Here is a 13,813-nt window from a genome sequence, read left to right as displayed (position 1 = left end):
CGGTTGCCTCATTTCTAGGGGTCTTCGGGGGTCTTGGAGGGAGGAGGGGGGGCTATTTCTTGCCCGGCAGCAGCGGCCGGCGGCGGTCAGCGCCGAAGATCGACGCGGTCTTGGGGTCGATGAACACCAGGTAGCCCATGTAGGCCAGGCCGATGGCCGCGGCGAAGAGCCGCACCCAGAGCAGGGAGAACCACTGGCCGATGGACAGCTGGTCCACCACCCCGGAGAGCAGCACCAGCAGGCACAGGATGTACAGGGCCCGTTCCCAGTTCACCGGGTAGCGCCGGCTCAGGGCGAAGAACGGAATCAACCAGAGCAGGTACCAGGGCTGGATGATGGGCGCGAGCACGACGGCGGCGCCCAGCCCGTAGCCGGCGTAGAGCAGCGGGGGCCCGGCCGGGCGGCGGACCGCCAGCCAGAACACGATGGCCAGGGAGGCGAGGCGGAAGACCGAGAACACGATGCCGGCAATGAAGTCCAGGTCCCCGCCCACCAGCGAGCCGAGCCAGCCGGCGAGCATGCCCAGCAACCCGACCGGGGCGTAGGGGAACGCCGCTGATCCGGCGCCGGCCATCGCCGGGATCCAGCCGAACCAGAGCCCGGAGGCCGCCCCCAGCAGCGCCATCACCGCGGTGGCCACGGCCCCGGTGTAGGCCCAGGCGCGGATCTTGCTGCCCGTCCGCGCGTTGCGCGCCACCATCGCCAGGCCCAGGAAGGGCAGGACCAGCACCACGATGGGCTTGATGGCGATGGCCGCGGTGGCCGCGAGGATGCCGGCCAGGTGGCGCTTGCGGGCCACCAGCACGAAGGCCAGCAGGACCCCGCCGACCATCAGCCCGTCGTTGTGCACCCCGCCCACCATGTTCAGCAGGAACAACGGGTTGGCCACGGAGATCCACAGCGGCCACGCCGCATCCCGACCGCCGAGCCTGGCCAGGGCCACCACCGCGTAGGCGCACAGCGCGACCCCGGCCACCGCCACCAGGCGCATGAGCATGACCCCGTATTCGGGCACGCCGCCGGAGACGAAGTAGACGAACCGCGCGTACATCAGGAAGAGCGGGCCGTAGGGGGAGGTGGATTCGGCCCACAGGGAGTCCGAGCCCTGCGCGAACCATCCCGGGAGCTGGGAGACCCAGTCGGTGTAGGGCGAGAGCCCCGCATGCATCAGCCGGCCCTGGCCCAGGTAGGAGTAGACGTCCTTGGAGAGGATCGGGAAGGAAAAGAGCAGCGGGATGGACCAGACCCAGATGGCCTTGGCGATCGAGGCCACCGGGTCGGTGCCCGGCTCCGCGGTGCGCTGGCGCAGCCGAAGCCAGGCGCGGAAGAGCAGCATCGAGCCCAGGGCCAGCAGGAGCGTGCAGATGATCACCCCGAGCATCTCCACGCGCAGCGGCAGCAGGTACTTCGAGCGGGCCAGCAGTGATTCCTGCGAACTGGGGATCCACCCCACCCCCCAGGACCCGGCCATGACCATCAGCGAGGCCATCAGCCCCTGGGCGATGGCGATGTCGGGGGTGTTCTCCCCGCCGCCGGTGAGGTGGCGCAGGAACGGGACGCGGGCGCCGCGCTGGCGCAGGGCCTCCAGTGCGCGGGTGGTGCCGGCAAAGCGGCGGCCCACCGCGGCGTCGGGGGAATCCGGGTGTCCGGGGGCGTTGCTCACGGGCCGGGCACCTCGGGGTCGGCCCGCTGACCGGGCTTGGGCCTCGGCTTGCCAGGGGTGCCGGGCCTGGTCCGCAGCGGACCGGCGCCGCCTCCCAGCCGCGTCGGCAGCGTCGCGACGAAGAGTTTCCTGGTCCGCGGGTCAAGGAACGCCAGATAGGCCATCGCCACCCAGGAGATCCCGGTGGACAGGTGCTTGACCCACGGGTCCAGGTCGGAGAGGAACTGCCAGATGAAGATCTGGTCCGCGGCCCCGAAGGCGATGAAGAAGGCCGTGGTCACGTACACCCACAACAGCTGCCAGTCGTCCCGGATGCCGGTGATGGCGAAGAAGGGCAGCAGCCACAGGATGTACCAGGGCTGGATGATCGGCGAGAGCACCACCAGCGCGGAGAAGGCAAGGGCCATGCGCTGGATCAGGTGCGAGGGCTTGCCCTTGAAGATCAACAGCAGCACCAGCGCCACCGAGGAGAGCCGGCCGATGAGCTTGAGGGCCGGCAGCAGCCAGTCCGTGGGCAGCCCGATGGTCGACAATGCCCCGGAAAGCAGGGCGTTCAGCGCCCCCACCGGCGCGAAGATGACGGCGCCGGTGCCGGTGCCCAGCATGACCGAGAGCCAGCCGAAACCATAACCGTTGGCCCAGCCGATGATCGCCATGATGACGGCGACCAGCGAGGCCGTGTACGCCCAGTAGCGGATCTTGCGTCCCCAGCCGGCATCCGGCCCCGCCCAGAGCAGGCCGATGAACGGCAGCAGGACAATGGTGATGGGCTTGACGCCGATGGACGCGGCAATCAGCACCACGCCGAGCACGCCACGGCGCGTGGCCGCGTAGTAGGTGCCGGCCAGGGCCAGGCCGATCATCAGCGAGTCGTTGTGTGCGGAGGCCACGAAGCTGATCAGGAACAGCGGGTTCGCCACCGAGATCCAGGTGGCCTTGGCGCCGGAGACCTTGTGCAGCGCGGCGAGCTTCGGCACGTAGACCATGCACAGGATCACTCCGGCGAACGCGACCAGGCGGAAGAGCAGCACCGAGGCATCGGGGCTGGTGCCCACCAGCCGGTTCACCCAGTACTCGACGTTCAGGTAGAGCGGGCCGTAGGGCGTCTCGGATTCGGCCCAGGTGATGTCGGCCCCCAGCTGGAACCAGTTGTTCAGGGTGGAGATGCCGTCGACATAGGGATCCTGCCCGGCGGCCACCAGCCGGCCCTGCCCGATGTAGGCGAAGACGTCGCGGGAGAAGATCGGCAGGGCCAGCAGCATCGGGACGCTCCAGGCCCACACTGCCTTCTTTACCGTCCGCAGCGATCCCTCGGGCCAGCCGGCCAGCTGCTGGCCCAGGCGCAGCCAGGCGCGGAACAGGATCCAGCAGCCCAGGGTCAGCACCACGGTCCCGGCAACCACGCCCCAGTAGTCGGTGCGGATGGCGATCAGCAGCGGGTACCGGTTCAGCGGGGAGACGCTGGCAAGCCAGCCGACGCCAAAGGATCCCAGCAGGATCATGATCGATCCGACGGTGCCCTGGATCAACGGGGACAGGTGCGGCCCGCGGCCCGCCCGGCTTGTGGCTCCGGCCGAGGATCGCACTGCTTTCATCTGCGCCCCGCTCCTGATTCGTCGTACCTTGGCTGGATCCACCAGGTGTGTGTTTTCGGCATCTGCGCCGGCCGTGCGGCCGCGCACCGGCGGCGCCCGCAGGCGCGGCCATGCGCGTAAAAATCAAGTCCGATCCTAACACCGCACGCTGGGTTTGCCCGGGAGGCGGGCCCTGGTGCGCGCGAGCTCACATGCAAGGCAGGCCCCAACCGGGAGACCGGTCCCCCCGGACATGCCGCGTGCCGCGAGCCGGCACCATGGGGCAGGACGCTGTAGCCGCCTTCGCACCGGGCGTGGCTAACGGGTCGCCGCGCCCGGAACTTGCATAGGCTGGGAGCCGGTACATCGAACGAATCCAGAAGTGAGGCAACACCCGTGGGCAGGCGTGCAAAAAGTGTCCGGAATCCGGTGCGCAACCATTCCCTGCTGGGCTGGGGCGTGTTCCTTTCCCTCCTGTTGGGGGTGGCCTGCCCGTTAATGGGCATGAGCACCGTCGCCTCGGTCGCCTTGGCCGGGACCGGGCTGGTCGTCTTCGTGATGTTGTGGCTGCTCAGCTCGTCCCGGGACTCCTCCCGGACCTGATCCGCCCCACCCGTCGCCCCCTGGCGTCGCACCGCACGACGCGGTGAACCCGAGAACAATTCCCGCGGTCTCCAGGCGCTGCATTGGGCCGTGCCCGGCGGCGGAGCCGCGGTCGGGCCGGGCGCCATCGGGTAAATTGGGGTCCGTGCCTATTTCAGCTGAAAAAATTGTGTGGATCGACTGCGAGATGACGGGCCTGAGCCTGGAACACGACGCGTTGATCGAAGTTGCGGTCCTGGTGACGGACGCCGAGCTCAACATCCTGGGCGACGGGGTCGACGTGGTGATCAAGCCGCCGGCCGCCGCCCTGGAGCAAATGGGCGACTTCGTGCGCACCATGCACACCGCCAGCGGGCTGATCACCGAGCTTGACGCCGGGCTGGAGATGGCCGACGCGCAAAAGCTCGTCATGGACTACATCCGCTCCCACGCCCCGGAACCCAACAAGGCGCTGCTCGCCGGAAACTCCGTGGGCACCGACAAGAACTTCCTGGCCCGGGACATGCCCGAGGTCACCGAGCACCTGCACTACCGCATCCTGGACGTGTCCACCATCAAGGAGCTGGCCCGCCGCTGGTACCCGCGCGCCTTCTTCCAGGCCCCCGCGAAGACCGGCAACCACCGCGCGCTGGGAGACATCCGCGATTCCATCGACGAACTGAAGTACTACCGGGCCACCGTCATGGTCCCCGCCCCGGGCCCGGATTCCGCATCAGCGAAGGCCACCGCGGCCCGAATCGTCGCGCAAAGGCCAGCTGATTAGGCACTGTGGTGCACAACACATGCAAAAGGGACGCTTTCGAGTTGGCGTTGGACCTCAAAGTATGTGTAAGATAGTTCTCGTTGCCCAGCAGTTCGGAAGTGATTCGGAGCGGCGGGACAGCTAGCCTTAGGGCGAACTTGGTGGGTATAGCTCAGTCGGCAGAGCGTCTGGTTGTGGTCCAGAAGGTCGCGGGTTCAATCCCCGTTACTCACCCCAATGAAGCCGCTCCGGAAGAGATTCCGGAGCGGCTTTTGTCATTCCACGACAGACCACGTCGTTGCACGCAGAGAGGACCGTACCGGCGGATGGAGCGCAGGATCCCGGACGCAGAACACGGTCATTTCCGCAAAACGGCCGTGGATTTCGGCGACCGGGCACTGCAAATCCACGGCGGGTGCGGCTACATTTTGGAGCATGGAGTTGCGCAGCCGATCCCGGCCACGCATCCCCCGCCGGTCTTCGGCGGAACCGGCTGGACCAGATGTGAAGGCATCACCTCGTCGCTGCCGGCCAGCGCCTGACAGGGCCCCTCCCGGGCCGTCCCGCTCCCCCACCCAACAACTCCCACCTGAAAGCCCTAGGAGAAGTCTTGAGCATTCGTCCGGTCACCATATACGGCGAACCCGTGCTGCATACTCGCGCGAAGGAAGTCACCGAGTTCAACGACGAGTTGCGCGAACTGATCGCCGACATGTACGACACCATGGATGCCGCCCACGGCGTGGGGCTGGCTGCCCCGCAGATAGGCGTGGGCCTGCGCATCTTCACGTACGAGTACGAGAATGAGGACGGCGTGGCGCCACGCGGGGTCGTCGTCAACCCGCGCCTGACGCTGTCCAAGGTGTCGCAGTCCAATCCGGACCCGGACGATGACATCGAGGGCTGCCTCTCGGCCCCCGCCCTGAACTTCCCGCTCAAGCGCGCCGAGTTCGCCCGAGTAGACGGTTTCGACGGTGACGGAAACGCCGTCTCCTTCGACGCGACCGGCTGGTTCGCGCGGATCATGCAGCACGAATACGACCACCTGGACGGCTACCTCTACGTCGACAAGCTCAACGACAAGTGGGCCAGGCGCTGGAAGAAGGCCAAGAAGTCCCTCGAATGGGGAGTCCCGGGGCTGACCTGGATGCCCGGCACCGACGAAGACCCGTTCGGCCACTGACGCGCCGGCTCCCGCTTCCTCGGCGCACCCGGGGAAGCGGGAGCCACGCACCAAAAAAGCGTGCCCTGCCTTCCGGAAATCCGGAGGGCAGGGCACGCATTGTGGTTCCCCTGGCGGGGGTTCCGTATTAGACGGAGGCAGGCTCGGTCACGGCGATCGCCGGAACTGCCAGCGGGTGGGTGCCGGCCATGGTTTCGATGACACGCACCACCTGGCAGGAGTAGCCGAATTCGTTGTCGTACCAAACGTAGACGACGGCGTTCTTGCCCGTGACGATGGTGGCCAGGCCGTCAACGATGCCGGCACGGCGCGAGCCGACGAAGTCGGACGAGACCACCTCGGGCGAATCGATGTAGTCGATCTGCTTGTGCAGTTCCGAACCCAGCGAGGTCTCACGCAGGAAGTCGTTCAGCTCTTCCTTGGTGGTCGCCGTTTCCAGGTTCAGGTTCAGGATCGCCATGGAGACGTCCGGGGTTGGAACGCGGATGGCGTTGCCGGTCAGCTTGCCCTCGAGTTCCGGGAGCGCCTTGGCGACTGCCTTGGCGGCACCGGTCTCGGTGATGACCATGTTCAGCGCAGCCGAACGCCCGCGGCGCTCTCCCTTGTGGAAGTTGTCGATGAGGTTCTGGTCGTTGGTGAACGAGTGGACCGTCTCGACGTGGCCGTGGATGACGCCGAAGCGGTCGTTCAGGGCCTTGAGCACCGGGGTGATGGCGTTGGTGGTGCAGGATGCGGCGGTGACGATCTTGTCCTCGGCCGTGATGTCCTTGTGGTTGATGCCGTGAACCACGTTCTTCAGGTCGCCCTTGCCCGGTGCGGTGAGCAGCACGCGGGAGACGCCCTTGGCCTGCAGGTGCTGGGACAGCCCTGCCTCGTCGCGCCAGCGGCCGGTGTTGTCCACCACGATGGCGTTGTTGATGCCGAAGGCGGTGTAGTCGACGGTGGTCGGGTCGTTGGAGTAGATGACCTGGATCAGCGTGCCATTGGCGAGGATCGTGTTGTTTTCCTCGTCGACGGTGATCGAGCCGTCGAACTTGCCGTGGACCGAGTCTCGGCGCAACAGGGAGGCGCGCTTGACGATGTCGTCGTCAGAGCCCTTGCGGACAACGATGGCGCGCAGGCGCAGGCCGTAGCCGCCGCGTTCGATGAGGATGCGGGCCAACAGGCGTCCGATGCGACCGAAACCGTAGAGGACCACGTCGGTCGGCTCCGCGTCGGTGGCGCCGGCCTTGCCGACCTTCTCGCCCAGTTCCCCGGTGAGGAAGGCGGTGAGGTCGGTGGAGCCGGATTCGGTGAACTTCTTGTTCAGGCGGCCCAGGTCGATGGCGACGGCCCCGAGGTCCAGGGCCTCAATGGCCTGAAGCAGCGGCATGGTCTGCTCCAGCGGCAGCTCCGCGCCCTCAATGCGGCGCACCACGCGGTGGGCCTTGAGGATGTTGATGGCCGACTGGTTGATCAGCTTGCGGCCATAGATGGAGGTCACCACGTTGTTGTTGCGGTACAGGCGCCCGATCAACGGGATCATGGCCTCGGCGAGCTCTTCGCGCCCGCTCCATTCCTGTAGGGCTTCGACAGACTGCTGGGTCACTGAAAATCCTTCCAAATCAGCCGGCTGGTGATCCTCAAGCCGGTTGTTACCGTAAAAGCACCTTTGCAGAAACGGTTGTTCAGGGGGTACCAGGATCTTTCCCCCGTGGAGCACTAGTGCCCGCATCCCATTCTAGTATGCGTCCGCTGGGATCCGCGGCGCAGGCCGGTGAGGTCCCTCACACCCCGCCGCCCGGCGCCCCATCGGGGACCGGGGACGCTGCCGGCACGCTTGTATTGCCTTCAAAGGGCCTCGCGCCACCATCCCAGGGGTCAACGCCATGTTCGAGCCACGTCAGGGTCTGCCGCCAGAAGTCGTCCCGGTGCCTCTCGTGAAAGAGGCCGAAATGGCCGATGCCTATTTTCCCGTAGGTATGGGGTTCCAGGAAACGGACGGTCATCGGCGCATTCGGCGTGTAGGCCAGGGACCGGGCAACCGCCCGCGGGGAGGCAAAGGGGTCGTCGGTCGGCGCTACCGCTAGGATGGGCGCCCGCAATCCGCGCTGCGCGGCGCGCATCTGGTCCCGTTGGGATGGCGGGGCGTTCATCGTGAAGTCCTTGCGACCGCGCGCCCAATCAAGGGCGACGCCCCGGGGCAAGTCCTCAAGCCAGCGCCGGGTCTTGCCCGCGAAGAATCCGCGGCCCAGCGTCAGCAGGGGCATGGCCACATGCCATCGGGCAACGAACCGGGTGCGGTGGCCCTTCGCGTAGTCGCGCCAATGCGCATGCTGCGCACCGACGGTCAGGATGCGGGTGAGGTGGCGGGATTCGGCGGCAAGGCCAACGCCGAATCCGCCGAAGCTGTGGCCGACGAAGTGCAGCGGGAGGTCGGCGTGGCGTTCGCGTGCCCAGGCCAGCGCCGCCTCGATATCCAGCTGGCCCCAGTCGTGCCACCGTGCCCGAAAGCCCCGCAGCGACTCGGGGGCGGAGGCGCCGATGCCGCGGTAGTCAAAGGTGACGGCGTTCAAACCGTGCCCGGCCAGAAATGCGGCGTATCGCCGATAGTAGCTCGCGCGAACACCCGTGGCGCAGGCAATGACCACCATGGCCTTGGGCGTGCCATCGAGGGGCTCGTTCGCTTCGAATAGGTTTCCGTGCAGCACCTGCCCGTCACTGCAGGTGAACTGGATGGGGGTGACCGGCGACGTCGACGTTCGATTCCGGCCCGGTTCTAGCGCGGGGTCCATGGTTCCTCGGGCGCGTCATCGGATCCGTCGGGCGCTTCGGTACGGGGGTCGGGCGCGTGGTGTGGGAATCCTGCGAGCGGATCCTCGTCTTGACCCTGGGCGGATTCGTGGACCTGACGTTTTTGTTCCTCCCGGGCCTGTTGGGCGGCCGTGCCGGATGGCTGGTAGAAGGAGTTCAAGGCGTCAAAGACTCCCGAGGCTCCGCCGCCGCCTTCGGTGGGGAAGCTGAACTTCGAGGCGGCCCACAGCAAGCCGATGCCCAACACCGGAATCCCGATCAGCCAGAAAAGCCACTCCATGCCCACAGTCTAGCCGTGGGGGCCATCCTCGCGGCGACGCGAGGACCCACGCAACTACGGGCTGGTCAGGCGACGAGCAGTCCGCCGGCCGACACCGTCGCTTCCTCGGTTTCGGACGGCATTGCAGCCTCGGCTGCCTCGGCCACCTTGGCAGCGGGGATGTCATGGTCCAGTGCGGTTGCGACGATGGCGTCGAGCGCCTCGATTCGCTCCTTCAAGAGAATGCGGGCCGAAGCCACATCTTCTGCGGCGGCACGAATCAAGTCCAGCTGGTGCATGGCGGTTTCCTTTCGCACGCGTCGAATTCTGCAGGAATGAGTGTACCCAGCCCGTTTCTCGCGATCAACCCGACAGGCGGGTGACATGGCCCTTTTACAGCTGGGGGCACGACGCGAAAAAGCCGCTAGTTCCCTGTGGTGGCAAGGGAAGCTGCGGCTTGTGGAGGACGGGACAGCCGGTACGCCGGGTTTTGTGCCGCGGTCGGTTACCCGAATCGCGGTGACGATCATCTATCTAGGAGTGCCGTTGCCGACACCCTCAAGCGGTCCACCCGACTACATTGAGCGAACAACCCAGTAGTCTGTCTGACCTTGCTCCGGGTGGGGTTTACCTAGCCGCTCCGGTCACCCGGAGCGCTGGTGGTCTCTTACACCACCGTTTCACCCTTACCCGCACAAGTGCGGGCGGTCTATTTTCTGTGGCACTGGCCTGCGGGTTACCCCGAGTGGGCGTTACCCACCACCCTGTTCTGTGGAGCCCGGACGTTCCTCGGGCCACTTGCGTGGCACGCGATCGTCTGGCCATCCCGTCCAGCATTCAAGTCTAGTCGCTATTGAACCGTGCTTTGCACCTGACAGGCAGTGAAGTGCCGGCTGATGGACGGTGGCGTAGTCGAATCACGGAATGGCCCGCAGGAAGACTAGGCTAAACCGGTGCTGATTTTGCTTCCGCCCTCCGAGGGCAAAGAACCCGCCGGCAATGGCGACCCCTTCGACGCCGACGCGCTGCAGTTCCCTGAGCTGAATGTGCATCGCCACCAATTGCTGGAGACGCTGGCGCAAGTTTCCAGCGGCGAGGACGCGCTCGAGGTGCTCGGCGTGGGCAAGTCATTGGTTGCCGAGGTGACGCGCAATATCGAATTGCATACGGAACCCGCGGCCGCCGCGCACACCGTCTACACCGGCGTGCTTTTTGAGGCGCTGGGCTATGAACGACTAGGTGCCGCTGCCCGTGTGCGCGCGGATGCAAGCATCCTGGTGATCTCCGCGCTGTGGGGGGCCGTGGGCTTTGCCGATAGGATCCCCGCATACCGACTGTCCATGTCGGTGAAATTGCCCGCGATCGGAAAACTTGCCAGCTGGTGGAAGCCGAAGCTGACGCCGGTGCTCAATGCGCGGGCCGGTGATGCATTGGTGGTGGACTGCCGTTCCAGCACCTATGCCGCGGCCTGGGTCCCACCTGCCACGAACACGGTCAGTGTCTCGGTGTTCCAGCTGCGCGGCGGCGTGCGCAAGGTTGTTTCGCACTTTGCCAAGCACACCCGCGGGGAGTTGGCAGCGCACCTGCTGACCCGTGGTTCCGCGGTGGCGACACCTGCCGAACTGCTCGAGGCTGCACGGGAACGTTGGGAAGCCGAGCTGGTGGCGGGCACCGCGAAGAAGCCGCACCAGTTGAACATTATCCTGCCCGAGGACCACGCGTTCCGGGCCGTGGGCAGCTAGCCCGTTACCGGCACTTGCCGGGCGCATGGGGTCCCACGGGCCGCGGATGGACCGTGGGCGGTTGACCCGCGCTGCCTAGACGGGGGCGCTGGGCGCCCCCTCGTCGGAGTGCCCAGCGTCGTCCGCCACCAGCTCGATTTCAAACCCGGCGTCGTCCTCGAGGTAGTAGGCGTAGTGATCCGGGCCCCCGGCATGGGGGTGGGCATCGGTGAAGAGCAGGGTGAAGCCACGGTCCACGGCGGCGGCCGTGAGCTCATCGACGCGTGTTCGCGAACCCGCGACGAACGCCAGATGATTCATTCCCGGTGCGCGGCGCCGGTGCGCAACGGCGAGTACGTCCGGACCGGACTCGATGACGATGTAGTCGTGTGCCCCGACGTAGCTGGTGCCCTGCGGCCAGGATTCACCCGCCGTGTAGCCAAGTTCCTGGAACAGCCAGCCGAGCGTCTCCCTGGATGCGGCAAGGTCCCGAACCCAGATCTCCACATGGTGAAGGCGGCCGGAACGCGGGTCTGTCACCACGTCGGGAACGCTCTCGGGGACTAGGATCCCCATTCGGCGCTGCGCACCAGGATGGCGCCGGTATCGGGGCAGAAGACGATTTCATCGGCCGGGGCCGCCTTTATTTCAGCGAGGTCCCCGGCTGCCAGTGCCATGCCGCTGGCTTCCGAGGTGCCGTGGAAGAGGCGGGCGGCACCGATGCCGTGGCGCGTGCGCAGGCGCTCGTAGGTGGAGATGAGCGGTTCGTCGAATGTCGCGGCCAGTTCGGCGCGGGCGCTGCGGGTGCCGGCCAGTTGCTCCTGGAGCTCGGCGACCGCGGCATCGCGCCGGGCCAGGTGCTCGCCGTGTTCCCCGGTTCGGGTGGCTGTGAGCTCCCCGGCGGCTTCGGCCTGGGTCTGGAGTTCCTCCAGCGTGCCCATCAGCTCCAGCTCGGCGTCTTCGAGGCCGTTGCGTCGCACGGTGAGCGAATCGATCTCGTGGGACAAGGCCATCATGTCGCTGGCCGTGCCGGCATTGGCGTTGATGCGGGCCTGGTCCTTGGCGATGTGGGCGGCGACCTTTTCCACGGCGAGTTCCGATTCCTTCAGCGCCGCGGCGGCAGCCTCGACCTCCTGCTGGATCTGGGCCTGCGCCGCACGGGCCTCCTGCAGGGCGGCCTCGGCGGCGGCAAGCTGGGCGTCGGCGGTGGCCTCGGAGACCTGGCGGGTGAGTTTGGTGATCTCCGAATCGAGCGCGGCCAATTCCAAGAGTCGAAGTTGTTCCGCCGGTGCTGCCTTTGCCATGCTGACCTCCGCTGTGCGCGCCGTGGCGCGGCCGTTCCCAATGTCATTTTCGGCGATCAGTGATCGCCTAGCCACAACAGTAGTCAGTGGCGGAACGGTGCGGTGAATGTGACCCGCCGGAATCGGCCGGCGCTGCGGAAAGGCCACGCCTCCCGCAGCGTCACGGGTGCCAGGCGGGATGCAGTTTCTGGTGCTACGCGGCTGCGGCTTCCGGATGGAAGACCCAGTTCCGCCTGGGTCTTTGCAGTGGATCACGTGACTTGGGTAGCACAACCTGTGGAATCCCGTCCAAGACGCGAATGGTGAAGTGACCCGCGTGCAGGGCGGTGTGGCAGCGAACGCAGAGCAGCAGCCCCTGGCTGACGTCGGTCTTTCCGCCGAGGGAAAACGGCACCACGTGGTGGACCTCGCAGCGGTGGGTGGGCATTGAACAGCCAGGGTTGGCGCACCCGCGGTCGCGTGCCGCGATGGCACGCTTCTGCCCCTTCGTGAAGAAACGGCGCCTCCGGCCCAGGTCCAGGGGCTGGCCCTTGCCACAGCTCCGGTGAGCGATGCGTAGTCGATCATCACCAGCAGTTCGATGCGCGAGGCCATCGGCATGTCCGGGCCTGCCGGGGCCGCGGGATCCTGCCAGATGCGGATGGCATCCATCAGTGCCTGGGACAGCCGCTGCGCGCGGCGACGGGCGTTGGCTTCGGAGACGGACTCCCCCGGGTACTGGACGCCTGGGAACCCGAAGTCGATTCCGTCGGCTTCGATCCTCGGATCCGTGAACCCGGCCCGCGGGCGCTGCTCCGGCGGCGTGTCCGGGCTGACCGCCCAGTCGGGGATCGGCGGCGCCTCGTATCCGGCCGACGTGTCCTCGGGCGATTGAACGGGATTGCCGATGGCCGATATCGCGGGGCTACCGGCGGATGTGCGGGGATTGTTCAGGTCATCGGCCAGGGTGCTGAGCATTTCGTGGCCCTCGGCATCGGTGGTCAACTCCCACACATAGCCCTTGGGCTTGTGGCCCTGGAAGCGCAGGCCCATGTACCGGGCCGTCTCGGCCTCCTCGCGCTCGACGACGGTGGCCTCCAACTCGATGGCGGCCTGCTTGAGGAACTTGCCCAGCGTGGCCTCGTCGCCCGTCTGCGAGGTTTGGGCGACCCGCTCTTCCAGCAGTTCGCGTGCAGCCTTGGGGTCCGGCAGGGCGTCCAAATCAGGTTGCAGGGCCTCAAGCTTGGCCGCCGCGTTGGCCAGCAGCCGGGGATCCGCGGTGCCACCGGTCAGGACGGCGGCAAGATGCGGGAAACGGGGCGGGAGCGCGGTTCCGTCGGGCCCTCGGTGGTCCATGAGCCGTTGGTTGGTGGTGATGCGGTGCCGGGCCTGGAAATAGCCCAGGTGCAGCTGGGACTTCAGGAATTCAGCCGGATCGTGGTGCAGGGGCTTGCGGTCCGGTCCGGTGACCTGGTCGGCAGGCAGGTTTGCGGCGCCCGCGGCAAAGTCCCCGGGATCCGCCAGCAGCTGGTTGAGTGCGGCCAGCGGCGCCTCGGTAAGGGTGTGGGCCTCGGTGTCCACGCAGGAACCGGCCGCCAGGACCTGGGCGTAGGAACCGGTGCGGTAAATCCGTTCGGAGAGGTGCGCCAACGCGGCGGCGCGCACCGGGGAATTGCCCACCGAGGCCGCGGCATCGTCGACCGCCTTCCGCGTGGCCATTTCCAGGGCGGCCAGCAGGCGCAGCGGATCAACATGCGGTTGCCTGCCCGGGGTGCCCCCGGAAGCTTCCGCCGGTGTCCCGCCAACCGCGCGGAGAACCGTGTCGATGATGCCCTCTGCCGTGTCCATGCCACCATGGTGCGCCGAACCGGACCCGGCCCGCGACCTTCTGCCGCATACCTGTGGACAACGCCGGGACAGACAAAAAACGCGGTGCGCGGCCCCCGCCCCGGTGGATCGGGGAGAAGCTGCACGCACCGCGTTTGATTGGCC

Annotated in this window: 15 protein-coding genes, 1 tRNA gene and 1 other RNA gene; 7 read left to right on the top strand and 10 right to left on the bottom strand. The window is 67.0% G+C overall.

The features are described 5' to 3' along the window. Positions 1-52: 52 nt before the first annotated feature. Positions 53-1,663 (bottom strand): polyprenol phosphomannose-dependent alpha 1,6 mannosyltransferase MptB, encoded by a 1,611-nt coding sequence (gene mptB / locus AC6CHY_RS13440; protein ID WP_217388073.1) that lies wholly within the window; start codon positions 1,661-1,663, stop codon positions 53-55. Continuing rightward, positions 1,660-3,258, bottom strand: a complete 1,599-nt coding sequence (gene mptB / locus AC6CHY_RS13435) for a polyprenol phosphomannose-dependent alpha 1,6 mannosyltransferase MptB (RefSeq protein WP_498227053.1) — start codon at positions 3,256-3,258, stop codon at positions 1,660-1,662. Before mptB (AC6CHY_RS13435) ends, mptB (AC6CHY_RS13440) begins: the two co-directional genes overlap by 4 nt. Positions 3,259-3,666: 408 nt before the next feature. Here mptB (AC6CHY_RS13435) and AC6CHY_RS13430 point away from each other — a divergent pair, with 408 nt between their 5' ends. From AC6CHY_RS13430 to def, 4 genes are all read left to right on the top strand, one after another. Then, positions 3,667-3,840, top strand: a complete 174-nt coding sequence (locus AC6CHY_RS13430; RefSeq protein WP_217388075.1) for a hypothetical protein — start codon at positions 3,667-3,669, stop codon at positions 3,838-3,840. A 145-nt stretch (positions 3,841-3,985) separates the two neighbouring features. Next, complete coding sequence (orn, locus tag AC6CHY_RS13425; RefSeq protein ID WP_217388076.1) at positions 3,986-4,603, top strand: oligoribonuclease; 618 nt, start codon at positions 3,986-3,988, stop codon at positions 4,601-4,603. A 140-nt stretch (positions 4,604-4,743) separates the two neighbouring features. Continuing rightward, positions 4,744-4,819 (top strand) — tRNA-His (locus AC6CHY_RS13420). A 373-nt stretch (positions 4,820-5,192) separates the two neighbouring features. After that, positions 5,193-5,765, top strand: coding sequence for a peptide deformylase (gene def, locus AC6CHY_RS13415; RefSeq protein ID WP_217388077.1), 573 nt, complete (start codon positions 5,193-5,195; stop codon positions 5,763-5,765). A gap of 127 nt (positions 5,766-5,892) precedes the next feature. Here the strand turns inward: def and AC6CHY_RS13410 are convergent, their stop codons facing one another. The 5 genes from AC6CHY_RS13410 to rnpB form a co-directional block, all read right to left on the bottom strand. Continuing rightward, positions 5,893-7,353 (bottom strand): glyceraldehyde-3-phosphate dehydrogenase, encoded by a 1,461-nt coding sequence (locus AC6CHY_RS13410; RefSeq protein WP_217388078.1) that lies wholly within the window; start codon positions 7,351-7,353, stop codon positions 5,893-5,895. Positions 7,354-7,531: 178 nt separating this feature from the next. After that, positions 7,532-8,539 (bottom strand): alpha/beta hydrolase family protein, encoded by a 1,008-nt coding sequence (locus AC6CHY_RS13405; RefSeq protein ID WP_498227050.1) that lies wholly within the window; start codon positions 8,537-8,539, stop codon positions 7,532-7,534. After that, positions 8,524-8,838, bottom strand: a complete 315-nt coding sequence (locus AC6CHY_RS13400) for a hypothetical protein (RefSeq protein ID WP_217388080.1) — start codon at positions 8,836-8,838, stop codon at positions 8,524-8,526. Before AC6CHY_RS13400 ends, AC6CHY_RS13405 begins: the two co-directional genes overlap by 16 nt. A gap of 65 nt (positions 8,839-8,903) precedes the next feature. Continuing rightward, entirely contained in the window at positions 8,904-9,134 is a 231-nt protein-coding gene (locus AC6CHY_RS13395) for a hypothetical protein (RefSeq protein WP_498227048.1), read from the bottom strand. Positions 9,135-9,280: 146 nt separating this feature from the next. Continuing rightward, positions 9,281-9,646, bottom strand: an RNA gene (gene rnpB, locus AC6CHY_RS13390) — RNase P RNA component class A. 124 nt (positions 9,647-9,770) lie between these two features. Between rnpB and AC6CHY_RS13385 the strand changes: the two genes are divergently transcribed. Then, positions 9,771-10,559, top strand: a complete 789-nt coding sequence (locus AC6CHY_RS13385) for a YaaA family protein (protein WP_498227046.1) — start codon at positions 9,771-9,773, stop codon at positions 10,557-10,559. A gap of 75 nt (positions 10,560-10,634) precedes the next feature. On the opposite strand, the gene AC6CHY_RS13380 is transcribed toward AC6CHY_RS13385, so the two are convergent. From AC6CHY_RS13380 to AC6CHY_RS13370, 3 genes are all read right to left on the bottom strand, one after another. Next, positions 10,635-11,114, bottom strand: coding sequence for a VOC family protein (locus AC6CHY_RS13380; RefSeq protein ID WP_498227045.1), 480 nt, complete (start codon positions 11,112-11,114; stop codon positions 10,635-10,637). Beyond that, positions 11,102-11,842 carry a zinc ribbon domain-containing protein gene (locus AC6CHY_RS13375; protein WP_498227043.1) on the bottom strand — a complete coding sequence of 247 codons (741 nt, stop codon included), beginning with the start codon at positions 11,840-11,842 and terminating at the stop codon, positions 11,102-11,104. The genes AC6CHY_RS13380 and AC6CHY_RS13375 overlap by 13 nt, the downstream gene beginning before the upstream one ends. 193 nt (positions 11,843-12,035) lie before the next feature. Further along, positions 12,036-12,269, bottom strand: coding sequence for an HNH endonuclease (locus AC6CHY_RS13370; RefSeq protein ID WP_498227041.1), 234 nt, complete (start codon positions 12,267-12,269; stop codon positions 12,036-12,038). 213 nt (positions 12,270-12,482) lie between these two features. On the opposite strand from AC6CHY_RS13370, the gene AC6CHY_RS13365 reads away from it, so the two are divergent. Further along, positions 12,483-12,716 (top strand): hypothetical protein, encoded by a 234-nt coding sequence (locus tag AC6CHY_RS13365; RefSeq protein ID WP_498227039.1) that lies wholly within the window; start codon positions 12,483-12,485, stop codon positions 12,714-12,716. 134 nt (positions 12,717-12,850) lie between these two features. After that, positions 12,851-13,807 carry a hypothetical protein gene (locus AC6CHY_RS13360; RefSeq protein WP_498227038.1) on the top strand — a complete coding sequence of 319 codons (957 nt, stop codon included), beginning with the start codon at positions 12,851-12,853 and terminating at the stop codon, positions 13,805-13,807. Positions 13,808-13,813: the final 6 nt, after the last annotated feature.

The sequence above is a fragment of the Paeniglutamicibacter sp. GQ140 genome, assembly GCF_059759235.1.
The sequence above is the reverse complement of the archived record's forward strand: the minus strand, read 5'-3'. Positions and strand labels throughout refer to the sequence as shown.

Bases quoted from the DNA above. Each gene is read 5' to 3' on its own strand.
- mptB (WP_498227053.1), bottom strand. From the start codon at position 3,258: ATGAAAGCAGTGCGATCCTCGGCCGGAGCCACAAGCCGGGCGGGCCGC.
- AC6CHY_RS13405 (WP_498227050.1), bottom strand. From the start codon at position 8,539: ATGGACCCCGCGCTAGAACCGGGCCGGAATCGAACGTCGACGTCGCCG.
- AC6CHY_RS13400 (WP_217388080.1), bottom strand. From the start codon at position 8,838: ATGGAGTGGCTTTTCTGGCTGATCGGGATTCCGGTGTTGGGCATCGGC.
- AC6CHY_RS13380 (WP_498227045.1), bottom strand. From the start codon at position 11,114: ATGGGGATCCTAGTCCCCGAGAGCGTTCCCGACGTGGTGACAGACCCG.
- AC6CHY_RS13375 (WP_498227043.1), bottom strand. From the start codon at position 11,842: ATGGCAAAGGCAGCACCGGCGGAACAACTTCGACTCTTGGAATTGGCC.
- AC6CHY_RS13370 (WP_498227041.1), bottom strand. From the start codon at position 12,269: ATGCCCACCCACCGCTGCGAGGTCCACCACGTGGTGCCGTTTTCCCTC.
- AC6CHY_RS13365 (WP_498227039.1), top strand. From the start codon at position 12,483: ATGGCATCCATCAGTGCCTGGGACAGCCGCTGCGCGCGGCGACGGGCG.